This is a genomic window from Aquimarina spongiae (assembly GCF_900141785.1).
GTDB lineage: Bacteria > Bacteroidota > Bacteroidia > Flavobacteriales > Flavobacteriaceae > Aquimarina > Aquimarina spongiae.
Genome location: NZ_FQYP01000005.1, coordinates 313,026 through 336,145, shown reverse-complemented (window position 1 = coordinate 336,145; position 23,120 = coordinate 313,026). Strand labels below are relative to the sequence as shown.

22 protein-coding genes are annotated in these 23,120 nt (G+C 33.6%); 13 read left to right on the top strand and 9 right to left on the bottom strand.

Translation table 11 applies throughout. From position 1 onward, the window contains the following. Positions 1 to 5 precede the first annotated feature (5 nt). The 11 genes from BUE24_RS13240 (at position 6) to BUE24_RS13190 (ending at position 11,298) form a co-directional block, all read left to right on the top strand. Positions 6 to 809, top strand: a complete 804-nt coding sequence (locus BUE24_RS13240; protein WP_073316497.1) for a tetratricopeptide repeat protein — start codon at positions 6 to 8, stop codon at positions 807 to 809. Positions 810 to 959: 150 nt separating this feature from the next. Next, positions 960 to 1,535, top strand: coding sequence for a Crp/Fnr family transcriptional regulator (locus BUE24_RS13235; RefSeq protein ID WP_073316496.1), 576 nt, complete (start codon positions 960 to 962; stop codon positions 1,533 to 1,535). 199 nt (positions 1,536 to 1,734) lie between these two features. Next, positions 1,735 to 2,814: a zinc-dependent alcohol dehydrogenase gene (locus BUE24_RS13230; protein WP_073316495.1), complete on the top strand. Its 1,080-nt coding sequence runs from the start codon at positions 1,735 to 1,737 to the stop codon at positions 2,812 to 2,814. A gap of 75 nt (positions 2,815 to 2,889) precedes the next feature. Next, entirely contained in the window at positions 2,890 to 3,273 is a 384-nt protein-coding gene (locus BUE24_RS13225) for a nuclear transport factor 2 family protein (protein WP_073316494.1), read from the top strand. Positions 3,274 to 3,314: 41 nt separating this feature from the next. After that, on the top strand, positions 3,315 to 3,989 hold the full coding sequence (locus BUE24_RS13220) for a ZIP family metal transporter (RefSeq protein WP_073316493.1): 675 nt from the start codon (positions 3,315 to 3,317) through the stop codon (positions 3,987 to 3,989). Between the two features lie 289 nt (positions 3,990 to 4,278). Next, a complete protein-coding gene (locus BUE24_RS13215) occupies positions 4,279 to 5,070 on the top strand; it encodes an AraC family transcriptional regulator (protein ID WP_244548147.1) in 792 nt (263 codons plus the stop codon). 49 nt (positions 5,071 to 5,119) lie between these two features. Continuing rightward, positions 5,120 to 6,529 (top strand): serine hydrolase domain-containing protein, encoded by a 1,410-nt coding sequence (locus BUE24_RS13210; protein ID WP_084549526.1) that lies wholly within the window; start codon positions 5,120 to 5,122, stop codon positions 6,527 to 6,529. A gap of 210 nt (positions 6,530 to 6,739) precedes the next feature. After that, the gene (locus tag BUE24_RS13205; RefSeq protein WP_073316491.1) at positions 6,740 to 7,165 is read left to right on the top strand and encodes an SRPBCC family protein; all 426 of its coding nucleotides are present in this window, start codon (positions 6,740 to 6,742) and stop codon (positions 7,163 to 7,165) included. A 1,041-nt stretch (positions 7,166 to 8,206) separates the two neighbouring features. Further along, positions 8,207 to 8,389 carry a hypothetical protein gene (locus tag BUE24_RS13200; RefSeq protein ID WP_073316490.1) on the top strand — a complete coding sequence of 61 codons (183 nt, stop codon included), beginning with the start codon at positions 8,207 to 8,209 and terminating at the stop codon, positions 8,387 to 8,389. Positions 8,390 to 8,431: 42 nt separating this feature from the next. After that, entirely contained in the window at positions 8,432 to 9,523 is a 1,092-nt protein-coding gene (locus tag BUE24_RS13195) for an N-acetyltransferase DgcN family protein (RefSeq protein WP_073316489.1), read from the top strand. Continuing rightward, entirely contained in the window at positions 9,505 to 11,298 is a 1,794-nt protein-coding gene (locus BUE24_RS13190; RefSeq protein ID WP_073316488.1) for an alanine racemase, read from the top strand. Before BUE24_RS13195 ends, BUE24_RS13190 begins: the two co-directional genes overlap by 19 nt. 71 nt (positions 11,299 to 11,369) lie before the next feature. Here BUE24_RS13190 and BUE24_RS13185 read toward each other — a convergent pair whose 3' ends face one another. From BUE24_RS13185 to BUE24_RS13145, 9 genes are all read right to left on the bottom strand, one after another. Continuing rightward, positions 11,370 to 11,681 (bottom strand): co-chaperone GroES, encoded by a 312-nt coding sequence (locus tag BUE24_RS13185; protein WP_084549524.1) that lies wholly within the window; start codon positions 11,679 to 11,681, stop codon positions 11,370 to 11,372. 9 nt (positions 11,682 to 11,690) lie between these two features. After that, complete coding sequence (locus BUE24_RS13180; protein ID WP_073316487.1) at positions 11,691 to 12,737, bottom strand: beta-1,6-N-acetylglucosaminyltransferase; 1,047 nt, start codon at positions 12,735 to 12,737, stop codon at positions 11,691 to 11,693. A gap of 48 nt (positions 12,738 to 12,785) precedes the next feature. Beyond that, positions 12,786 to 12,953 carry a hypothetical protein gene (locus BUE24_RS23960; protein WP_170864598.1) on the bottom strand — a complete coding sequence of 56 codons (168 nt, stop codon included), beginning with the start codon at positions 12,951 to 12,953 and terminating at the stop codon, positions 12,786 to 12,788. A gap of 18 nt (positions 12,954 to 12,971) precedes the next feature. Next, the gene (locus BUE24_RS13175) at positions 12,972 to 13,322 is read right to left on the bottom strand and encodes a cupin domain-containing protein (RefSeq protein ID WP_073316486.1); all 351 of its coding nucleotides are present in this window, start codon (positions 13,320 to 13,322) and stop codon (positions 12,972 to 12,974) included. Between the two features lie 368 nt (positions 13,323 to 13,690). Then, a complete protein-coding gene (locus tag BUE24_RS13170) occupies positions 13,691 to 14,257 on the bottom strand; it encodes a helix-turn-helix domain-containing protein (RefSeq protein ID WP_244548146.1) in 567 nt (188 codons plus the stop codon). Positions 14,258 to 14,329: 72 nt separating this feature from the next. Beyond that, the gene (locus BUE24_RS13165) at positions 14,330 to 14,662 is read right to left on the bottom strand and encodes a hypothetical protein (protein ID WP_073316484.1); all 333 of its coding nucleotides are present in this window, start codon (positions 14,660 to 14,662) and stop codon (positions 14,330 to 14,332) included. Positions 14,663 to 14,857: 195 nt separating this feature from the next. After that, positions 14,858 to 15,052 (bottom strand): cold-shock protein, encoded by a 195-nt coding sequence (locus BUE24_RS13160; protein WP_073316483.1) that lies wholly within the window; start codon positions 15,050 to 15,052, stop codon positions 14,858 to 14,860. Positions 15,053 to 16,950: 1,898 nt separating this feature from the next. Next, positions 16,951 to 17,652: a hypothetical protein gene (locus BUE24_RS13150; protein ID WP_073316481.1), complete on the bottom strand. Its 702-nt coding sequence runs from the start codon at positions 17,650 to 17,652 to the stop codon at positions 16,951 to 16,953. A 169-nt stretch (positions 17,653 to 17,821) separates the two neighbouring features. Beyond that, on the bottom strand, positions 17,822 to 20,863 hold the full coding sequence (locus BUE24_RS13145) for a leucine-rich repeat protein (RefSeq protein ID WP_073316480.1): 3,042 nt from the start codon (positions 20,861 to 20,863) through the stop codon (positions 17,822 to 17,824). A gap of 417 nt (positions 20,864 to 21,280) precedes the next feature. Between BUE24_RS13145 and BUE24_RS13135 the strand changes: the two genes are divergently transcribed. Next, positions 21,281 to 21,781, top strand: coding sequence for a hypothetical protein (locus BUE24_RS13135; RefSeq protein ID WP_073316478.1), 501 nt, complete (start codon positions 21,281 to 21,283; stop codon positions 21,779 to 21,781). 223 nt (positions 21,782 to 22,004) lie between these two features. Next, positions 22,005 to 23,093, top strand: a complete 1,089-nt coding sequence (locus tag BUE24_RS13130) for a helix-turn-helix domain-containing protein (protein ID WP_073316477.1) — start codon at positions 22,005 to 22,007, stop codon at positions 23,091 to 23,093. Positions 23,094 to 23,120: the final 27 nt, after the last annotated feature.

Genomic DNA, 23,120 nt, shown 5'->3' with positions numbered 1-23,120 from the left:
AACTTATGAAAATTCTCATCAAAATAGTTAAAGTGGTTTTAACAATTTTACTTTTCTTATTTTCAATAGCCATAATCTATATTTCAGTTTTAGCACCTAAAGAAAAAAGATTCAAAATGGCTGAACACACACAAGGTTTTTATCTTTCACAAACTATGTTTGATATTTTAATATTCCAACATCCCGAGTATTCTGACGTATATTTTGAGAAATCTGTAGCATTTAATAAAAGAGGAGAATATGCAAAAGGGTTTGAATTATTAAATAAAGCAGTTGAACTTGATTCAAAATCACATTTGGGTTATCGAGGTTGGATGAAGTTGAGAAAGTTAAGGGATTTTGATAATGCGTTATCTGATTTTAATAGATTAGATAGTTTAACACCAAATTTTGTGGATTCACCTTGGGGAGAAGATATTGACTTTTTAAGAGGTGAATGTTATTTCGGAAAAAAAGAATATCAAAAGGCTATTGTATTATTTAATCGGAGTATTAAAAATCAAAAAGAAGGTTGGGCTGATATTCATTCTTTCGTTTATCTTGGAATTTGTGAATACGAACTTAGGAATTACGAAAAATCAATTCATGAGTTTAAACGAGCGTTAAAACAGTCCAAAAACATTCCTGAATCCTATTTCGGAATGGCAAAATCCTACCAAAAGCTTGGACAAATTGAAAAGGCAAAAGAACATATTTTGAAAGCGGAAAAGAATATCAATTACAAAAGAGATGATAGTTACAACGAATTCCTTAACGAAATTTATCTATCTGAGATCCTTGAACTTAAACAAACACTGAACAATAAATAACTGGTTACAACAATTTGTATATTGCATATACCACCTTAGGCTGGCAAACGCAACATAAAAGGGACGTTGTAGCACATTGGAAAAACCTAAATAAAATGTAAAAGTCATCTAATCATTAAAGGTTATTGATGATTGTAAAAAGATAAGTCGATGAATGTATACAAGGGAATATTGAATCACATAGCTAGATATGTTGAATTATCTGAAAGTGAAATAAAGGAGTTTATTTCAATATTAAAAACTACTAGAGTAAAGAAAAGACAATTTATTGTTCAACCAGGGTTTGTGTCTGAATATCGGAATTATATTGTAGAAGGCTCAGTTAGAGTTTTCTATTTAGATGACTTAGGAAAAGAGCATACTGTAATCATTGCCATTGAGGATTGGTTTTTTACAGACTTTTACAGTTACATACATAGAACTCCTGCAGAATATTATGCCGAAGCACTTGAAGACTCTCTTATTTTACAAATGAAATATGAAGATGTTGAAGAACTTTGTAGTAGAATACATTCTTTATCTCAATATTTTAGGTTGTTTACAGAAAGATCTATGGCCTACTCATACAAAAGAACCATTTCTAATATTAGCAAAACCTCAGAAGAGCGATATTGGGAATATGTTAATAAATACCCTCAAATAGCAAGCAGAGTACCGCAGTATGTCTTGGCATCTTACTTAGGCATTTCTCCAGAATCAATAAGTAGAATTCGCTCAAGATCTTAAATAAAAATTGATTTACATCAATCTTATTTCTTGATAAAGGTCAAGCTTTTTTCTTAACGCACATCATATTTACTTTTTCAATTATGGCGCAACTTTGTCGTGTCAATAATTGACAAATGCTAGTTTTAGTTTTATTTGACATTCATTCTATAGAACTAAGCTGCATTCTTTTAAAAATTTAAAAAGTAAATAATTTAGTATGAAAGCAGTAGTGTATAAAGACCGAGCAAAAATTGATGTCGTAGAGATACCAAAACCTCAACTTTTAAAAGATGATGATGTGATTGTACGCATTACACTTGCAGGTATTTGTGGCGCAGATTTAGAGTTTACCCAGAACGGACCAGAAATGGGTTTATTTAAAGGGATGAGAATAGGTCACGAATTTGTTGGTATCGTAGATCAAGTAGGTAAAGATATTCATTCTCTAAAAGTTGGAGATCGCGTAATCGCTTCAGCTATGTTTGTTGATGGAGATTGTTATTATTGCAAACGCGATTTACCTTCAGCATGTGACCATGGAGGTTTATTTGGAACTCCCCTATTTGCTCAACATGGAGGGGATGATATTCAGGGAGGGCAAGCCGAGTTTATACGCGTTCCTTATGGTAATTCTTCACTATTCAAACTCCCAGAAGGTTTAACTGGAGATGAACATGATACAAAAGTTCTTCCTCTAGGAGATAATTTTGCCACTGGCTATCATGGTGCTCTGAATGCAAATATAAAGACCGGTGAAACCGTAGTGGTTATTGGCGATGGTGCAGTAGGTTTAAGCGCTGTAATGGCAGCTACATTATTTGGCCCATCTACTATTATACTGGTAGGACGTCATAACAGTCGATTAGAACTTGCAAAAACTATTGGAGCAACACATGTTGTGAATTCTAAAAATGAAGACCCTGTAGCATTTGTAAAATCTCTTACGGAAGGGCGAGGCGCAAACTCCGTTATCGATTCTGTGGGTAATAAAACAGCAATTGCACAAGGTATGGAAATGACTCAGGCCGGTGCATCGATAAGTGTTCTAGGGTTTGGACATCTTTATGAACCTGTTGAACAACCCTATTCATCAGCGTTGTTCAGAAACATAACTATTCATACTGGTGTTGTAAATGTAGCTGCATATATGAAAAAATTACTTCCTATAGTAGAAAGAGGTGTTATTGACCCTAGCAAGATTTTTACTGATATTTTACCACTATCAGAAGCAAAAAAAGGATATGATTTGATGCGTGATCGTTCTTCAGGAACACTTAAAGTGGCTTTACGTCCTTAATGTTTAATATTAAAATCAAATACATAGATTAACATGAAAAAAACAATTTTTATAATTTTATTAATAACAACTTTTATGACAAAAATACAAGCACAAAACAGCGATCTACAATTGATTGAAAATACAATCAATTATTATTTTGACGGAATGATAACGCACAACGCAGAATCTTTTGAAAAAGCATTTCATCCCAATGCCACCATGAAGTGGATTGATAAAAAATATGAGGAAGTTAATGCAGTTGAAGCATTAAGCGCGTATGTCAAAGCTAATAAACCTGTAAAGACAAAAACAAGGATTCTGGCTGTTAATATAGCAGGAGAAGCAGCCAATGCTCAGTTAGAATTAGAATATGACACCTTTTCTTACATTGATTTTATGCATTTGCTAAAAATTAATGGGGCGTGGAAAATCGTTAGTAAAACGTATTCTACAAGAGCGAAGACATTAGAAAAATAGAAAAAATAGGTAGACCCAGGTAAATTTTTTATGATCTAATCATGAGTACGTATTTATTTCCAGTTTTTGCTATTTTTATTGGAGTTATTATTGCTTTTGTAACTAAAAAACAAAAGTCAATAGGGACTAAACTATTACTAGCATTTAGTGGTGCTTTTCTATTGGCGCTAACACTTTTTGATTTATTACCAGAAGTGTATCATCATTTAGATGCAAAGCGTACAGGGTTCTTTATAATGTGTGGTATCTTATTGCAAATTATCTTAGAGTTTCTATCACAAGGAGTAGAACATGGTCATGAACATAAACTTGAAGAGGATAAAAAATTTCCTTGGGTACTATTTATTAGTCTCTGTATTCATAGTTTATTAGAAGGATTTCCTATTCACCATCACAATGATATGGTGTATGGTGTATTAATTCATAAAATACCAATAGCAACATTAATCACTACTTTTTTATTACAATCTAACCATAGCAAAACACAAATTATTGGCTTCTTAATAGTCTTTTCAGTTATGACTCCGTTGGGTACTTTTATATCAAATAATGTGGTCTTAGCTATTGAACATTTAGATTATGTTAATGCGATAGTAATCGGAATTTTTTTACATATTGCTACAACTATTTTGTTTGAAACTGGTGAAGATCATAAGTTTAATTTATCCAAGTTGATAGTGATATGTTTTGGTGTATTCATGGCTAATTTGATCTAAAAGTTCCTAAAAGGATAATCAAGGTAATTATAATACTAATGATAAGTTAAATTATTGTTGAAAGTAAGACAGGTTAAATAATCACTTTAAAAAAAAATACTATGTATAATTCAAATAAAACGTTCTACAACAACGTATATAAAAAATAGCGGCAGTTGTTTAATAGAATAAACTTTCCTACAATTTAACTAACTTACAAATCGGAATAAAAAAAAGTAACAAACTCGCTACTTTTCATATACAAACCGTTCCTATTAATTTGAACTAGTATTACTACTAATAAGAAAATTTGAAAAACAGAACAAACATAAATGAATACCATCGACTTCCCATTCTTGACGGATTAGAATTACTAAATGTGAATTCTTGTACCTTTGACTTTCCATTCCACGCTCACGACACATTCAATATTTCGCTAATTTTAAAAAATACATTTAATACAAAACTTACCGATAGAAATTTACAAGCTCCTGTAGGAACAATCTGCATAACGAATCCTAAAGAAATTCACGCTACGCCTTGCGACAATTTAATTGGAAATTCATTTTTTACATTCTATGTCTCCTCAGATGTAATCAGGAAACTAAATCAAAATCAAAATGTGTCTTTCAAAGACAAAATCATTTATGATCAAAATATATTTAATGAACTTTACTTTTTATCACTTAATTTCAACGATAACAATATTCATTTCGAAAACATATTAAAGTCAACTTTAAAAAAATTAATTTCGAAATACTCAACAGTAAAAGAAATTAGTTACAATACCAATAAATTTTTTCAAAATTTTCTAGATAGCACGTCTTTTGATACTTTTTCATTAAGCAAAACAGCTTCGCAATTTGGAATGAGCAAATATAAATTCATACGATTGTTCAAACAAGAGACGGGATTAACCCCCAATAACTTTATTCTCTTAAAAAAAATTGAACAAAGTAAAGCGATGCTGAAAAATGGAAATTCAATATTTGATGTTGCTATCGACTGTGGATTTTACGATAATTCGCATTTTTACAAAAATTTCAAGCGTTTTATTGGCGTTAACCCATTAGAGTTTCAAAATGCATTCTACGCTATTTAGTGCAATATTTTACAATAGAAACGATTTTTAAATTTTCATATTTGTATAAATGAAAATCAAAAAGATGAAAATTTATCTCTCAATTATATTTATAACAATAACTACTATTTCATTCTCGCAAAAAAAAGAATATGCGAATGGAGATTTAGAAACTAAACTAGATTCTTTGATTACTTATACAATGGAATCCGAACACATTGTTGGAGCTTCCTATATCATTGTTAAAGATGGAAAAACATTACTCAAAAAAGGTTATGGATATACGACTTTAGGTAAAAACTCAAAACCTGTTAATCCCGATTCTACAATTTTCAGAATTGGTTCAATAACTAAAACCTTTACAGCAACCGCACTTCTTCAACTTAAAGACAGAAACCTAATTAACTTAAACAAAGATGTCAATCAGTATTTAAAATCGGTAAAAGTCCCATCGACATACAAAGAAAATATAACTGCTTCTCACCTAATGACACATAGTGCTGGATTCGATGAGTTGAGTGGTAGAGTTGTTTATAATAAAAAACAACAAATACCATTGAAAACTTTTCTTGATGATAAATTGATAAGAATAAGGAAACCTGGAATTGTCTCAGCTTATTCTACTTTTGGAATTGCACTTGCTGGATTATTAGTTCAAGAAATTAGTGGTCTTACCTTCGAAGAATATTTGAAAAAGAATATTTGGAAACCGCTTGGTATGTCAATGACGAGTATAGAATTACCAAAAAATCAAGAAAATAATTTATCAATAGGTTACGAATATGAAAATGGTATAAACGTTCCGCAACCTTGGGAATGGTATCATACTTATCCGGCTTCCTCAATTAATAGCACAACTGCAGATATGGGGAAGTATCTGCAAATGCATCTTAATCTCGGTAAATTAAACGATAATAGAATTTTAAAAACAGAAACTGCTTTGTCTATGCAAACGCAACAACTCTCTGTTAATTCAGAAGTTTACGGTTTCGCATATGGTTTTTACGAAAAAAATCAATTCGGACTCAAAGCATACAATCACGGAGGAGATATGTTAGGCTATAGCTCTTTCATAACATTAGTTCCCGAAATTAATTTAGGGATTTTTGTTGTTCATCATCACGAGAATACAAATTTGAGAAATAAAGTTATATCTCAAGTTTTAGAGCATTTTGGAACTGAAAATATATATAATCCCAATCCCGAAAGAATGCGTAATGATGTTTCCGAATTTGCTGGAGATTACAAATGGATGTCTAATTGTTATACTTGTTCCAATAGTGAACAGCAAACAACTTATCAACTTACAGCAAATGATGATAACACATTATCAGGATTTGGCAGAAAATTTTATCAAGCAGAGCCATTACTATTTAAAAGTTACGATGGGAAAAGAATTATGGGATTTACGAGAAATGAAGATGGGAAAATCAAGTATATGTCTTTAGGTAATGTGAACGCATTTGAGAAAGTGGAATAAAAACTACGGGTAACACCGTGTATAATTTATTGCTAGTAGTACTAGTCTACTTACGAAAATCCGCAAGGATTTTCTATTCGGTTTGTATTTGCTAAATTAGTTGTAAAAACACGCAACTAATTATACACAAAACCGTTGGTGGTAATAAAAGGCAGATTTTATGTCCAATTTTTCACTTTGAATTAGTCCAATAGAAAAAATAATAAACAAATGGCAAATCTTAGACACAACTTAATGATTGAAGCACCTATTAAACAATTATATGACTCAATTACACTTGAAAAAGGTCTAAAAGGTTGGTGGACAAATGAAGCAACTGCAAAACCAGAAGAAGGGAATATAAATCATTTCGTATTCGGTGATGAATACTTCAATAAAATGAAAGTTTTGAAATTGGATTCACCAAATGAAGTTCAATGGGAATGTGTAGATGGCGACAAGGAATGGATTGGGACTAAATTAACTTTTGAACTGGAAGAAAAAGAAGGCATGACTTATCTTAAATTCTCACACTTGAACTGGGCTGAAGAGAGTGAGTTCTTTGGATTTTGTAATCATCATTGGGGTAGATTTCTAGATAGTCTTAAATCTCTGTGTGAAACTGGAAAAGGGCAACCGTTTATAAGAGAAGATTAAGAAATACTGCCACTAACAATGGTTATAATTCATTGTAGTTTTATGTCACCCCAAAATAAAAGTATTAATCAAAGGCTGATTTCTAAGCATAATGGAAGAAAGTGAATAATTGGAAGAACCTTTTTGTCACTTTCATAAGGGTCCGATATGTTTTTTACGTTTTCTAGATGTTTTAGCACACCAAAAGCAGGCCTGAATCTCTGTAATTCCCTATGAAATATAACTTTGTTACTTACTGTATTGTAAAGTAAGAAAAGGGTCACAAAACTAATAAAAAGCTAAACTTCTAAAACCTCTGCTCTCCTAATTTTAAATTCAAAACATCTTTTGTTTAGTTGATGATTTGCGTCTGAAGAAGTTACATCATTGCTACTATCATTAATAAGTTCAGTTTCATCAAAGCCTATAGCGTTCTCGATACGATTCTTTACAATACCTTACAAAACAATATAATCGCTGGTCGTTTTTGTTCTACAGTTAGAAAGCGATAAATTATATTTATCCGGAGTCCTAGAATCCTTACGAGATTCGATTTGATTATCATGTTAGGGATTGCATCATTAGTAAAACAATTTTATTCAGCTCTTGCAGCATCGTTCTTAATAAAAGATAATGGATAGCCATATTAAAAATCTAAAACCTGTGATTTATGTAACATTCAACTCTTATTATACAACCTCTTATCCGTTAATTATAAAGACCTTTATCTCAACAATTTACTTTATTGTTTCAAAATTCAAACGATAAAGAATTTATATAGAGATTTGTTATACAGTTCCTTTTCAACGAAAAGACTATAACTCGAAAAAAAAGTAAAAAATAATTCTTAGGGGTAAATTAGGTATTGTACAAGAAAATACTCTTGAATCATTTTTCTGTTTCTTTTTATTAGTAATTCACTAATAAAACTTTAGGTTCCGGCGATTATTTCTGTGCTTATGTAATCTCCGGAATTTAAAGAAACTTAACAATTCTAAGGATAAGACTCGTAAGGATCAAATCTTATTAAATGAAGTATTAAAAAATTATAATATAGTAAATATGAAACTTGATAATAAGGTAATCGGTAAATATAAAATAGGAGATACAGTATTCACTAAAATAAATCCCAATATTTCCTTGATAGTTCGGAGATATATTGGAGGAGTTTATTACTGCGGATTTAAAAATGACCCTGATAGATGGGAATTAGGTTTGACCGCCAGAGCATTGGTAGGAAGTTAAACTCTTTCTGAAATCCATTTTTTATCTTAAATCACGAAAATTATGAAAACATCGGCAATTGTCTACTGCGAAAATGAATTTGGTAAATTGGACGGTAAAGTAGCAAATGGTCTTGTCCGGCATTCTGACAAGTATAAAATTGTTGGTGTTATTGATAGCACAAAATCGGGTCTTGATGCTGGGGAATATTTGGATGGAATCAAAAATGAGATACCAATATTCCAGAATTTTAATCAAGCTATCGAAATATTGGATAGTATTCCAGAATATTTTATCTATGGAATTGCTCCTCTCCAGCCATTACTTAATGATGAAGAGAGAAAAATTATTTACACTGCCATTAAGGCTGGAATGCACATTTTAAGTGGACTTCCTGAATTTCTTTCAGATGATGAAGTTTGTATTCGTCTCTCAAAAAAATATAATGTATCTATTTTTGATGTAAGAAAACCACCTCCTAAAGAAAATCTTCATCTCTTTACAGGCAAAATAAGAGGTGTTCAAACACCAATAATAAAGATATCCGGAACCGATTGTGCTGTTGGTAAGCGAACCACAGCGCTTAAATTGGTAGAAGCTCTAAAAAATGAAGGGTTAAACGCTATCTTCATAACCACAGGCCAAACAGGAATGCTTCAAGGTTCAAAATATGGTATTGCTATAGATGTCCTAAGTTCTGGCTTTGCTACAGGAGAAGTAGAAAATGCTATTCTAGAAGCCATTAAAGAACAACCTGATATAATCGTAGTAGAGGGGCAAGGAGCCCTTAGTCATCCAGCATTTACTTCTTCAAGTGCAATCCTCCGAGGTGCTATGCCAAAGGCTATTATCCTTCAGCATCCGCCAAAAAGGCGCACCAGGTGTGATTTTCCAGAAATTCTAATGCCAACACTTGAGAGTGAAATAAAAATGTTAGAATCCTTCTCCGGGTCCAAGGTAATTGCAATAACAATCAATCACGAAGATATGAATGACCAAGAAGTTGAAACTATAACAAAGGCTTATGAAGAAAAATATCAATTACCTGTTACTGATGTCCTAAAAAACGACTGCAGTAAGTTGGTAGAAAAACTTCAAGAAATATTTCCTGATTTAATTCGTGTCAACCCACTACTATGTCAATCCCAAGAATAGATATCAATCTTAGTAAAATTGCTCATAATGCTAAGATTTTAACCTCTATTTTTCAGTCAAAAGGTATAGACATAATTGCTGTTACTAAAGGAGTTTGCGCAGATCATCATATTGCTAATATTTTGGTGAAGAGTGGAGTTAAAATTCTTGCCGATTCAAGAATATCAAATATCAAAAAAATGCGTATTGCTGGAGTTAAAGCAAATTTCTTGTTGATTAGAACCCCAATGATCAGTCAAACAGAATCAGTAGTATTATATACTGATATCAGTCTAAATTCTGAGTTATCTGTAATAAAAAAACTTTCAGAATTTGCTATCCTACACCGTAAGATCCATAAAATCATACTTATGGTAGAATTAGGGGATTTACGTGAAGGTATATTACCATCACAGTTAGAAAATACTATCAAAAAAGTATTGACCTTAAAAGGTATTAAACTTGAAGGTATAGGTACAAATCTTGCTTGTTTTTCAGGAGTTAAGCCTACTGCAGAAAAAATGGACACATTATCTGCAATTGCTATTAATATTGAGAAAAAGTTTAACATAAAGTTATCTATCATCTCAGGGGGGAACTCAGCTAATTATAATTGGTTTACTACTACAAATGATGTAGGTAAGATTAATAATTTGAGACTTGGAGAGTCCATATTTTTAGGCTATGAACCTTTAACCGGAAAGCCAATTCCGAAACTTTACCAAGACGCTTTTATGTTGGTAGCTGAAGTCATCGAATTAAAAAACAAAGGATCAGTACCAAACGGTGAAATCGGTTTGGATGCCTTTGGTAACAAGCCAAAATTTAAAGATCAGGGTATGATAACGCGAGCTATACTAGCCATGGGCGTCCAAGATGTAATGGTGACAGGGTTAACTCCTAAATTAGATATTGAAATTCTGGGAGCTGGTGGAGATCACATTATTATCAATGCCAAAAAAGAAAAATTAAAAATTGGCAGCAATGTTTCATTTACATTAAAGTATGGTGCACTAGCTACTGCTATGAATTCATCTTATATTTTCAAAAATGTCATTACTCCAATAAGCGCAAGAGAGTATTGTCTTATAGTCGAAGAAAAAGATAGGTTGCACAAAAAGAAAACCTTGATGATGACTGTCAAGGAGGATAATTCGCCATTGATAAGTCTTCAGGATTCTGACTTTAATCTAATATTCGAAAAGTCCCCGCAAAAAAACTATCGCTATTTGGTTAGAAAGGAAGTATATAAAAAAATAGGGCGAATTAGTAAGCTTCTGTACGATCAGGGTAAAAAACTAATTATTAGATCCGCGTGGAGATCATTTGAACACCAACAAAAACTATCAGATCAAAAGACCCATTTCATTAAAAAGAAACATCCGGAAAAAACCAAAGAAGAAATTAATGAAATAGTGTCAAACTTCATTGCGCCAAGAATGCAATCTACCCATGCAACCGGAGGAGCTGTTGATGCTCTGATTTATGATTTGCGTAGGGAATACGTGCTTGATTTTGGAACCAATGATGGATTACACATTGATTTAAATGAAAAATGTTATCCTAAACATCCAGATATAAGTAAAAAAGCAAAGAAAAATCGAAAGCTTCTTATGAAACTTTTCGAAGATGAGGACTTTGTATGTGACCATAAAGAGTATTGGCATTTTGACTATGGCAATATTGCCTGGGCTGTTGAAAAAAATAAAGAATACGCTCATTTTGGTATTTTAGAAGCACCGAATATACAATCAACTGTTTTTCAACATCTCGATAAAACACTTTTTTATCTTTAGGTTTATTTATTAATCTTCAAATTCTCGGATGGCTCATCATTGTAGTTAAAAACTAAGCCTGTTAAATCTTTTTATATGACTTCCAAATTGGCTGGTCGAATAATACCAAAGATGTTTGATTCTTTGATAATAAACATTTTAACACCTTCCATAGAGACTTCTGTTCCGGACTCCCTTTCAAATAACACAAGATCCCCAACCTTTACAATCAAAGGCTTATCTTTTTTACCTTTTCCAGTTGCCAGTATGATTCCTTTTTGAGATTTTTGATTGCTATTAATTGTATCAGAGATGACAATCCCTGCCTCAGGTTTTTCCTGTGCTACATCCTCCTTTATCAAGACCCAATCTCTAAGCGGTTGTATTTTAAATTTACCTATCATCTTTATTAATTATTTACTTCCGTTAAGTGGTCGTCTATGTAGTTGAGCTGGCGAATTTATAAATGTCTCCCGATCTAAAGTCTTATTTGTTTTCCTTACCTCCATATCAGTTGTTGAAACAAGATTAAAATCTATACCATTGGTATTATTTGTTACTTGATCTGCTTTCAAAGCTTCTTCCAAAAGGTGTAATATAGATTCATCTACTTTTGTGTCAAATTTTCGGGCAAATAAATTTTCTTCTTGCATTAAAAAGTCAAAATCAGATTCTGTTAAGGTTTTTGGTTTCAACTTTACATCTCCATCAGCTATCCATATAACAGCTCTTTTATCATTGTTTACAACTATTTCTTTAAATGACGTATTCATCAGTACGGTCTGAAAAAATGATTTGTCGGCATTTAGTATGTTATAATAGAAATCTTCAAATTTTTTAACTTCAGGGCTATGACAGATAAATTCACAACATGCTCTGGACAGGATCATCCATTGTTCCCCAACATATGGAATCACGTTTTTCATGAAAGATTTTTTAAAGGGTATGCTCAGGAAACCAATATCAATGCCTTGAAAATAGTTTTCAATACGGTTCATCGTATCAGTCCCGCCTCTAACTTGACTAACCATTTTTATGAAGTTTTTCCCTCTATTCCTGTGTAAGAAATCAAGAATAGCATCTTGGGATTTCAAAGGAAAATCCTGTTCGCTTAGATTAATAAAAAAATCCCATTTCAGACAACGGTTCAGGAGATATTTCATCCCATTAAGTTGAGATTGAACAATATTATATTTTCTTATCTCTATAGTTGTACTTTTCAGTAAATAAGAGTTGGAATAATCTGCCAAAAAAAAAATAATATCTTCTTTTATATTGCTGTCAGTTTTTTGATTGATATGAATTAAGTAATGATTTTCGGGATGATAAATAGCTTTAAACAATCTCTTAAACTGTTGAGGGCAACTATGAACCTTAATAAAATAAGCAATTTTTGGTCTTCTTTCTAAAATACTAAAATGAAGATTTTGAGTTTTTGTTATATCTAATCGTTGTGTCATTTAGTAGGAGTCTTGTTTAGTGCTCAACTCTTGTCTTTATTACCACTATTATAAAAGCTCTCTTTCAAAAAAGACAACCTCTTTTTTCTCTGGATCTTTGGCAAATTTGCAATAGTATATCCTCCGGTAATATAATCGTACAATCAATTTAACTTCAGGGTTTACTTTGGCATAAACAGTATCGCCTGGTTTGAATTTACTTTCTTGCCTTTCCATATACTTTGTTTTCAAATTTTAGATACTTACGTCTTCATAACCACTTTTAATGATAATCGATATCATTTTAAATCGTTTATTTGCCATTACTATATTTCTTGTATGAGCAGGGATAATGATTGCGTGACCTGTTTCAATGATATTTGACTGTTCATTAATAATAATCTCAGCTTCTCCATCTATAATTTGTATAAGATTGTCAAAAGGAGAAGTTTTAGAAGTCAATGCTTCTCCACTATCAAATGATGATATGGCTACGATTCCTGTTTTTTTCTTTAGAATTGCTTTCATCACCACAGATCCAGGCACATAATCAATAGTATCCACCAATTTATGCTTAAGGGATTTTTCTAATTCTTGATTTTTCATTGAATGAAATTATAGAAGGTTAATGCTAAACTAGAATACATTAGCTACATTTTGATAGTACTATTTATTCCTCACTCCTTTTCTCTTTTCTTTTTGCAGCTTTTGCAGCTCTCTTTTCTTTCAAACTTTTTGCCGGGGCTTTTTTACTCGATTTCGATTTACCTTCTTTTCCTTTTGACATGACTTTTTGTTTTTAGATTATTAATATCCCCTTCACGTATAAAAAGGAGTTTGATATGTATCAAAAATCGGTCATTTAAAGGTTTAATGTGTTACACTAGTCCGAACCTAGATTACATATATCACACTTTTCTTAAGGATTAAGTTTTATGAACATCGAACAAACTATACACTATGATGTTTATCTATTATAAATCTTCTAGGTTTTCTTTACGTTTTTCTTTCAGTTTTTTATAAAAAGTAGGAGTTAAACCCGTGATTTTTTTGAATTGATTAGATAAATGTGCCACACTGCTATAGTGTAATTTATAAGAGATTTCTGTAAGACTTAGTTCGTCATAAATAAGCAATTCTTTAACTCTTTCAATTTTGTGGATAATAATAAATTGTTGAATGGTAATTCCTTTCACTTCTGAAAATATATTTGCTAAATATGTATAATTATAACCAACTTTTTTACTTATGTAATCAGAATAATTGACTTTAGGCAATTCATCTGTGTAATGAATCATTTCAATAATAACGTTTCTGATTTTTTCAATTAGAATACTCTTTTTAGTTTCCATCAATTCTAAGCCAGATTTACTTAGATTTTTCCTCAGTTCGAGGCATTGGTCTTTGGTTATATCTTCCAAGAGCTCAACAACACCTAATTCTAAAACAACATAATGCAATCCAAGTTTTTTTAACTCTTCTTTGACCATTAGTTTGCATCGCAAACTAACCATGTATTTTATGAATAGTTTTGTACTCATATTTATAAAGGTTTATATGTAAGGTATTTATTTATACGTTAGAAATTAGGATTTATATCATTCTCGAACATGTTACCCAGGTACAAGCTTTTGTAAGCGCAATATGGTTGACACCTCTCTACTCTTTTTTTTCTCAATAATTATATCCTTAGTAAACGAGATGATAAAATTTTCTCCAATATGTTTATCCGTGTGTAATGGATATTTCTCAAGTATAACAGACAGAACTTCATTAAAAACCAATATCTCATCAAATCCAGATACGGTTTTACAACAAAACGAATAACCTCCTTCAACACGTCCTTGATACACTCCCTGTAGTTGTTCTATTCGATTTATTTCTTGGGAATAGCCAATGGTAAAAGAAATCAGTGCTATTAAGAAAAGTTTTATCTGTAATGTCATTTTTTGTTTTTTTGTATAGAATTTTGCTTTGAGAATATATTTTTAAGCATTCTCAAACGATCACAACACCTCTATTGTATTTGAGATTGTATGTTGCATACTCAAAATTTAAGCGTATTGTCAGTATAGGATATAAGGCATAAAAAGCCATCTTTAATAGATGGCTTTTCAATATTCTTAGAGCGACAGGACTTCTTATTTAATCAATTCAACATTGACTGCGTTCATTCCCTTTTGACCTCTTTCCATCGTAAATTTTACATTATCGTTCTCACGAATTTCATCTATAATGCCGCTTTGGTGTACAAAAATATCCTCATCGGAATCTTTGAGTGTAATAAAGCCAAACCCTTTGGCACTATTGAAAAATTTTACTGTTCCTTCTTTCATTACTTTGTATTTATTATTTATTATTCTGTTTAATGTCTGTTTTATAATATTCATAGTTCTTTTATTTATTGTCTTAAAATTCTATCCTTATTCTATAGGTATAATTAGCATTTTTCCAACTTTCACAAAATTCTAATATGGTCCATAATGGCTGAAAAAAATGTTCTTTTTGTATGATAAGGGGTATTCCATATTCATTAACTGTATCTGCAGCAATACTAATATTAATGCACAAAAAACACCATAAGCATTACAATAGTTTTAAAGATCATGCTGTTATTTGCATGCTTTTCGATTTTATTTGTTTTGAAATAATTGTTCACCCTGTTTCTCAATGTTTTAAAAACTCAGAGTTTGTTCTTTTTGAAAATTTTAGATTTTTGATACTATCAACTTTTGTTTTAAGCCTGTCCTCCTATAATTCGGAGACAACGTATAAACGTAATATTAATGGAGAAACAAACAGGAATATTCAATTGTGAAGACTTGTTCTACGCTGAAAACAACATTCAAACCTATGTTGTTATCCTTAATATTTAACTTAAAATTGTTTTTTGCACTATTGCCGAGAAAAAAAGAGAGCAAGAAAAGAATGTTGAATTTGAAAAAACAAAATTAAATTGAAGCTTTACGAATTTTATCATTGCAAAGATACCTTTAATTTAAGTATTATCTCGAAATCATACGTTAAATTGTTCATCCTTTTAAAAGGAGGGTATATTATTAGTAATTTAAATTAGGCAAAAACATTATAAAAATTGAAGAGAACAAAAAAACTAAAGAAATGAAGAGCAATGCTTTAACTTTTGAAAAGTAGCGGAAGCAGGACTCGAACCTGCAACCTTCGGGTTATGAGTGCGAGGAGCTGCCTACTCCTCTACCTCGCGATATCTATTTAATGGCCTCATCTTCCCTGTTATGAGCTCAGAGGATTGAAGTTGTTGGAAATTAAAAACTCTTTTTTGATTGAATACTCTTTTACAAACTCATGTATCTCAATCAAATCTGGTATCCACAAGTTTAAACTCTAAAGCTTCAAGGTATAGAAAGGTAGTCTAAATCTTGACGAGGTCACAATTCTGTATTCACTTCTACGATTTTATCCGGCGACTGACATACCGCATCAAATTCATCTTCAAGATATTCTAGGTTATGTTGTTGGAACATATCTTTTTTAGCTGATGTTTTACAGAATAGTCTTGAATAAAAATTGCCTTGTTAGAATCTGGAATAAGAACTTTTTAGTAGTTTTGAATAAAACCCTTTTTGTCACTCTTACAGGTTTGAATAGGTTTAGATTTTCCTTTTTTTCTTTTATTTAGATTTTATTTGTCACTTGTTTGTCTCTCAAATTCTCTAACTCCCTATAAACAATAGAATTGTCACTTGCTGTATTAGAATATTCGGTTGTTTATGTTTAAGCGAATTGTTAGGTTACATTCAATAAGTTTTTTAAAAATTAGAAACTTAGTTTAGAAATTTGTGAGTTTGTAAAAATTCAAAATACAACTTTATCAATAGGAAATATTACAGAAACCTTAATCCCAAAAGATTTTTTAATCTATAACACAAATTCCCTCGACCAACATCGCGCCAAACCTCACCCGCACAAGTCGGTAACCCTCCCCTACACTGTTGTATCGACCAACGGCACTCGGTAGCTACTCCGTATAGGTAGGTGACCCTCCCGCGCACTAGATGTATCGACCAGCGGTATGAGGTGACACGTCCGCACAGGGTAAAAAGAAGCCCGCACATTAAGGCGAGGCGTCCGCGTGACGCGGAGAGCCCAACCCAGTGCGCGGGCCAGTGGTAGTAAGCTTTTAAAAAATATGAGAACTTAAAAAGTTTTCAATTCGGACAACCATCAACCATCAACCATCAACTATGAACAAGTCTCACCTACGTCGGTATCGGCTTATATAGCCTTTGTAACGCTCTGGATCTTTTCTAAAGGCGTATTTACCCGTATCTCTAATCTCATCCATGGCTTCTTTAAGGTGTGTAAACGCACGGTCACGAATGTTCTTGGCTTTAGAATTGTCTAAAGTTGTACCATTCGCTTTGGCTAATAGCTCGGCCAGGCCGTCCGACTTTTGTTCAGCAACATCAAAACGCGATAGGTCATACTTAATAGCTTCAAATTCGGCAAGATTTCCTTTTCCTAGCACGCTAATATCCATCAAATCCTGGATCATATCTGCATTGCCATCGCCTCCTGCAATAGTGCGTACCCGTCCTAATAGATCTGGGCGTTTTCTAAACGCAAAACGCATATCAGCCAACAAATCGTTTCTAAACTCATAAGCTTTGGGCGATTCTTCTTTCCAGGCCTTGGCAGCTTCTTCCTGGCTATAGCGCTCTTTGTTCCAAATGGCTTGTGCATAACGGCACGCTCCTGTTCGTATCGGTAGATCGATTACATATTTGCTCCAATCCAATCCTATACTAACTAGTACTTGTTTATCTTCTTGCGCCCAAACAAATAGGTCTTCGGCTTCTTGTGTAGTGACATCTACCGGTTGTGATGGTGCTTTAACTAATTCTTGTGGTATGTTTTCTAATTCGGTTAGTTTCTTTTCAAAATTTTGTTTGGACATTCGTATTATATATTTATGGTTTATAATTTATATAAGTTGTGAGGATTATTTTATGGAAATAGGGAGTAGCTCTCCCTTCGACCCTTCGAGAGCCTCAGGGTCCGCAGGGTTCGGAACGCTACCGAGGGCTGAGGCTCTCGAAGCCCGGTTATTTGGAGAAACAAAAACATCAATAATTAACATAGATCATTTTTGCTTCGTGGTCCAACCCAGGTTCGTTGTAGTCGATTACACATACATAAGAACCTACAGGTACCCTACTGCCTTTATAAGTGCCATCCCAGGCATCGCCGGGACCGCCATAATGGGCACTGAATAACAAGCGTTGGCTTAGATCGTATATCTTGACCACGTTGTTCTCATATTTTTCAAGGCCTTGAATCACCAAATTATCGGCAATGCCATCACCGTTGGGGGAAAACCCTCTATTGAAATCCGCAAGGGGCTCACCAGTCCCACAATTGCCAATCGCTTCTACGGTTACTATAGCAGTGGCGGTAGACGTTTGGGCACCCTGTGTAGCGGTAAGGGTAACCATCAGCGGAGTATTTATGTCATTACAGGTAAAGGTATCTATGTCCAGGCTCAATTCTGGGGTGTTGCCGCAGCCATAAGTAGAGCCATTGTCTATATCCTCTGGCAAGATGGTCGCCTCTCCATTGGCATCTAACTGTACGGTCATGTCCCGGGCCATTGCCACAAGGTTATTTACATGCGCTTCTACTGTTATCAAAGCCGTTGCCACAGCCGTTTGCCTTCCTTGTACTGCGGTAAGGGTCACCATCACTGGAGTCCCCACATCGTCACAGGTAAAAGTAGTCTTGTCCAGACTTAAGAAGATAGAATCGGAGTTGTTACAACCACCCCTTGAACCATTGTTTACTTGTGCTGGGGTAATGGACGCCTGTTCACTGACATCCAGTTGTACGGTAATATCCTGGGCAATAGTTATTAATCGATCACCCTGAACGATTACCGTGGCTGTTCCCGATAACGGCATACTACAGCCCCCATTGGTTACTTCTGTTAGTTCCAGGGTCGTATCCGAGTCTGCCCCGTTTACTGCTACGTTTACCGTTCCACCAGCTTCTATAATTACCATTCCACTTAGGGCCCCGCTATAGGTTACCATATCACCTGGGGTTCCTGTAATGGTAAATATGGCATTTTCACCAAAACATACCGGGGTATTTGAACTTATTATTGGAGCTACTAGCTGGGGTTTGACACGAACTACTATCTCTACGCGTTCGCTCTCGCAATTGTTGTCGTTGTTTGTTTGACTTACATAATAGGATGTGTCCCCAGCACTTCCCGTATTTGGTACCGGTGCCGTGGTACTTCCCGTACCTCCTGTTGGCTCAGTATACCATAATAAATTTGTTCCGGTCGCCATCAATGCAACGGCGTTATCACCTTCACAATATTCGACCAGTGAACTACTTACCTCGGGTTCAAATACGGCATTAACCTTTACCTCTACGCTTGCTGGCAAATTGGTGACATTGCTTAGATGTCCAGCTACAGCTGCATTTTCAGGGACATGAATGGTAATGAGACCATTGCAAAGTGTTGGTGTGATCTCTACGGTATATTCAGTACCGCTACCTGTAAAATTGTTTGCGGTAGCATTGTCCAAATTAATGTCATCTATCGTAAAATCTGTCACTTCCAAATCAAACCGAAAGGTGATCGTAAAGGGTGATACATCAGCTATTCTCGCCGGCGCTTCTATTGAAACCCCAATCCCTTCTGAGATGGATCTAAAGCCCATCCACCCTGCATTTTCATAATCATTTCTCGTGCCTACAGGCACTATCAAGTCTATTAGGTTACGGTTTATAAAGGTACTTACTTCAATCGATGGAGGATCTGTGCCAATTGACACCACTGCGGCAAGGTCTGGATTTTCGGAAAAAGCATTACCCTCAATAATTCTCACACCATCCTGTATGTTCACAAGGGTCAAGGCATTGTTATTAAAAGCACCACTACCAATACTGGTCACACTACCAGGTATGTCCACACTTTCCAAGGCGTTGCCAGCAAAAGCACCAAACTCAATACTAGTCACACTGTTAGGTATGTTCACACTCTTCAAGTTATTGAACTGAAAAGCACTTTCTCCAATACTGGTAACTGTAAAGTCATTCCCCCCATTGCTTACAGTTTCGGGGATCTCTACTCTGTTAACTGCAGACACGTAACCTATAATCATTACCTCGTTGGGGGTACCGAGCGCCGTTACTTGATATTCGATACCTTTAGCCGTAAAGGTGTCGCCAACGTCTACTTTTTCTCTGATAGATTTAAAGCCAAAACCTGTCCAAGCTCGTACATAATTATTATATGCGCCCTTGGGGACAATAACATCTATTTGGTTACGGTTTGTAAAGGTGTTTGTCTGGATTGATGGGGGATCTGTGCGCTCTGATACCACTGTGGTAATTGGGTTATTCCTAAAAGCTCCAGCCTCAATAGTGGTCACATTATCGGGAATGGCTACATGGGTCAACTTGTTAAAGCCAAAAGCAGAAGCCCTAATATGGGTAACGCCTTGACCAATGGTCACACTGGTCAATTCGTTAAGTGCAAAGGCCCAAAGACCAATTGTGGTCACTCTATCGGGAATAACCACGCTCTCCAAGTTATTGCCCTGGAAAACCGAATTCTCAATACTGGTAATGCTTTGACTAATGGTCACGCCAGTCAAGCCGCTATATCCAAAAGCCCTTAGGTCAATCCTTTCCACACTATTGGGAATGACCAACGCAATTCTCAATTTGTCGTGGAGGTCAGGGTCGTGTTCGTTTCCTGCAAAAGCTTGCTGCTCAATAAATCTTACAGTGTTCGGTATGGTGACCTCACTCAACCAATACTCATAACCAAAAGCTTCACTATTAATACCGGTAACTTTATATTCTCCCTGAGGACAATCAATCCTTATCGTTCCGTTGTTTGTTGGCCTAAAGGCATTATTGGGGCAGGTTACGGTTGGAGGTATGTCTAGTTTTCTAACAAAAGAACCTGCTGGGAAACCTTTAGGGTGCCCAAAAATCTTTACCTCCTTAGGGCTAGTGCTAGTTATTGCATATCCGATACCGTTGTCTGTATAAAAATAGTCATCTATTTGCGGTTGCTGTCCATAGCCAGTAAGGCCTATTGATACCATAAAGATGGTAGACAGTATAAATTGTATTTGCTTTTTCATGTTGGAAGGTTTTTATTATGAACTTTTGAATATTATTTCATAACAAAATAGAACCATACAATAGAAATAACCAATAATTGGTGCTCAACCTCGTTAAAAACGGGATGTTATATAGTGATTTGGGGACAATGGGAATCTAGCAGTCCCCTATGGTGATCTGTTTGTCCCTATTCTGGTAGATATGGGCCGTTTTTATCGTCCGGTCCTGTACTAAACCCCACTTTTGTTTTTCTATTTCGCTAACTCTATTTTTACGAGCTATCGCTTTTTTGTTGGAGATTATTGTTTTTATATTCTGAAATATCATCTGATTGAGGTAACTATACACATACGTTATCTGCGATTTGACTCAAGCATTTTTATTGAAATATTGTAACAAAAGTTAATATTTCTGTTCTAATAAACAAAACCTATAAAATGATTATCAGAACAGACTACAATGAGCAGTCCTTTGAATTAATTGAAAATGGAATATCTATTTTCAAATTACAATCTGATTGTGAATCTATTGGAAAAACTGAGTACAAAGGAGAAACTATTGAATTTGAAGCAAAAGGCAAATGGTGGGAAAAATATAAGTACAATATCATAAAAAATTCAAAAAGTATAGGTTCAATTAATTTTAATTGGCTTCTTGATAGCATAATTAGTTTTAATCAAGATGGTTTAGAAGAAAAATTCATTTTGAAAATCAATACCTTTAAGCAAGAATTTAATCTTTATGATGAAAATAAAACTCATCTATTAAGATATAAAAAAACTAAAGGTGATTTTTCAACTTTTGAAATAAGCTGTGAGATATTAAATCAACAAAAACCTACGATTGAATTAATAGAGTTAGTTATTTATTCATATTATCCTGCTTTTCTAATTATGCACGGAACATTAATTAATCAAAAAAATGGTGGTGGAGTATAAAAACTGCACCTAACACCGTGTATAAAAATTGCGCAGTTTAGTACTTAACCAAGAGCAGTTTTTATTTTGTTACGTCTGATTTTTCCTTGGGAAACCCTCGCACACAAGTACACAACTTTCCATACACAAAACCGGTAACGGTAATTTGAACTACGAAAAAAGTTAACCACTTCCATAAAAAACCAAACTCATTATCTTTGAAAAAACAATTCTATAAAAAACAATGACAGGAATTTCATTGATAATTAACATCCTTATCATTTTTGGTACTTGTCAGGCATTTTTTATTGCCTATGTTTTACTAAGTTCGGACAGAACAGCATTCAAAAAATTACTGGCAACACTGCTAATTGTAGAAGGAATTATTCTTTTTGAACGCTTATTAGTAGAAACAGAACTTATAAATTCTATGCCACATCTTTTGGGAATCGCTACCCCAATTAGTTTTCTAAAACCCCCTCTACTCTTTTTTATGGCGTTGTCAATAACTATACAGGGGTTTAAATTATCAAAAAAGAGCTATTTACATTTCGTCGTGTTTTGTTTGATGTTAGTGTTAAACATTCCGTTTTATTTTTTGAGCGGAACAGAAAAATTAGAAACCGTAAACAGGTTTATGACCAAAATTCCATCTTACACCAGTTTTGAATTTTACTTTTTCTTGAGCTTCTTTGCATACATAGGAGTCTATGTGTTTTTTGGCATCAAAAAATTACAACAATTTAAAAAACAAGTGACTAATAATGTTTTAGTAAACTGGTATTACACCATACTTATCAGTTACTCCATTTTTTTACTCATACATCTCATCTATTTTATCTTTCAGCCTTTGGGCAATTACAATTTTGCTGTTTTTAACCAGGTAAGTATGTTAGCAATGACTTTTTTGATTCAATCCATTGCTTATAAACTAATAGACAAAACATTAATTTTTACAAGCAAACCTACTAATCTGAATAATCTTACTAAAAGAAAAAATGATCAAATACGAATTGTAAACTTGTTTGAAATTGATAAAATACATTTGAACGATAATCTAAATCTTAAAATCTTTTCAGAATCGGTTTCGTTACCTTCCAATTATGTTTCAGAAATAATCAATCAAAAATTTAATTGCTCTTTTAAAAAATTAGTAAATCAATACCGACTAAAAGAAGCGAAAGAAATTATAAAACGTGACAAAGACAACAAACTAAAATTAATTGAAATTGCATACGATTCTGGTTTTAATAATAAAGTGTCTTTTTACCGAGTCTTCAAAGAATTTGAGGGGATTGCTCCTTCCGAATACATCAAAAACTTAAAATCTTAAAAAAATATAGGTTACAAAACCGTTCTG

Bases quoted from the DNA above. Each gene is read 5' to 3' on its own strand.
- BUE24_RS13240 (WP_073316497.1), top strand. From the start codon at position 6: ATGAAAATTCTCATCAAAATAGTTAAAGTGGTTTTAACAATTTTACTT.
- BUE24_RS13235 (WP_073316496.1), top strand. From the start codon at position 960: ATGAATGTATACAAGGGAATATTGAATCACATAGCTAGATATGTTGAA.
- BUE24_RS13230 (WP_073316495.1), top strand. From the start codon at position 1,735: ATGAAAGCAGTAGTGTATAAAGACCGAGCAAAAATTGATGTCGTAGAG.
- BUE24_RS13225 (WP_073316494.1), top strand. From the start codon at position 2,890: ATGACAAAAATACAAGCACAAAACAGCGATCTACAATTGATTGAAAAT.
- BUE24_RS13220 (WP_073316493.1), top strand. From the start codon at position 3,315: ATGAGTACGTATTTATTTCCAGTTTTTGCTATTTTTATTGGAGTTATT.
- BUE24_RS13210 (WP_084549526.1), top strand. From the start codon at position 5,120: ATGAAAATCAAAAAGATGAAAATTTATCTCTCAATTATATTTATAACA.
- BUE24_RS13205 (WP_073316491.1), top strand. From the start codon at position 6,740: ATGGCAAATCTTAGACACAACTTAATGATTGAAGCACCTATTAAACAA.
- BUE24_RS13200 (WP_073316490.1), top strand. From the start codon at position 8,207: ATGAAACTTGATAATAAGGTAATCGGTAAATATAAAATAGGAGATACA.
- BUE24_RS13195 (WP_073316489.1), top strand. From the start codon at position 8,432: ATGAAAACATCGGCAATTGTCTACTGCGAAAATGAATTTGGTAAATTG.
- BUE24_RS13190 (WP_073316488.1), top strand. From the start codon at position 9,505: ATGTCAATCCCAAGAATAGATATCAATCTTAGTAAAATTGCTCATAAT.
- BUE24_RS13185 (WP_084549524.1), bottom strand. From the start codon at position 11,681: ATGATAGGTAAATTTAAAATACAACCGCTTAGAGATTGGGTCTTGATA.
- BUE24_RS13180 (WP_073316487.1), bottom strand. From the start codon at position 12,737: ATGACACAACGATTAGATATAACAAAAACTCAAAATCTTCATTTTAGT.
- BUE24_RS23960 (WP_170864598.1), bottom strand. From the start codon at position 12,953: ATGGAAAGGCAAGAAAGTAAATTCAAACCAGGCGATACTGTTTATGCC.
- BUE24_RS13175 (WP_073316486.1), bottom strand. From the start codon at position 13,322: ATGAAAAATCAAGAATTAGAAAAATCCCTTAAGCATAAATTGGTGGAT.
- BUE24_RS13170 (WP_244548146.1), bottom strand. From the start codon at position 14,257: ATGAGTACAAAACTATTCATAAAATACATGGTTAGTTTGCGATGCAAA.
- BUE24_RS13165 (WP_073316484.1), bottom strand. From the start codon at position 14,662: ATGACATTACAGATAAAACTTTTCTTAATAGCACTGATTTCTTTTACC.
- BUE24_RS13160 (WP_073316483.1), bottom strand. From the start codon at position 15,052: ATGAAAGAAGGAACAGTAAAATTTTTCAATAGTGCCAAAGGGTTTGGC.
- BUE24_RS13150 (WP_073316481.1), bottom strand. From the start codon at position 17,652: ATGTCCAAACAAAATTTTGAAAAGAAACTAACCGAATTAGAAAACATA.
- BUE24_RS13145 (WP_073316480.1), bottom strand. From the start codon at position 20,863: ATGAAAAAGCAAATACAATTTATACTGTCTACCATCTTTATGGTATCA.
- BUE24_RS13135 (WP_073316478.1), top strand. From the start codon at position 21,281: ATGATTATCAGAACAGACTACAATGAGCAGTCCTTTGAATTAATTGAA.
- BUE24_RS13130 (WP_073316477.1), top strand. From the start codon at position 22,005: ATGACAGGAATTTCATTGATAATTAACATCCTTATCATTTTTGGTACT.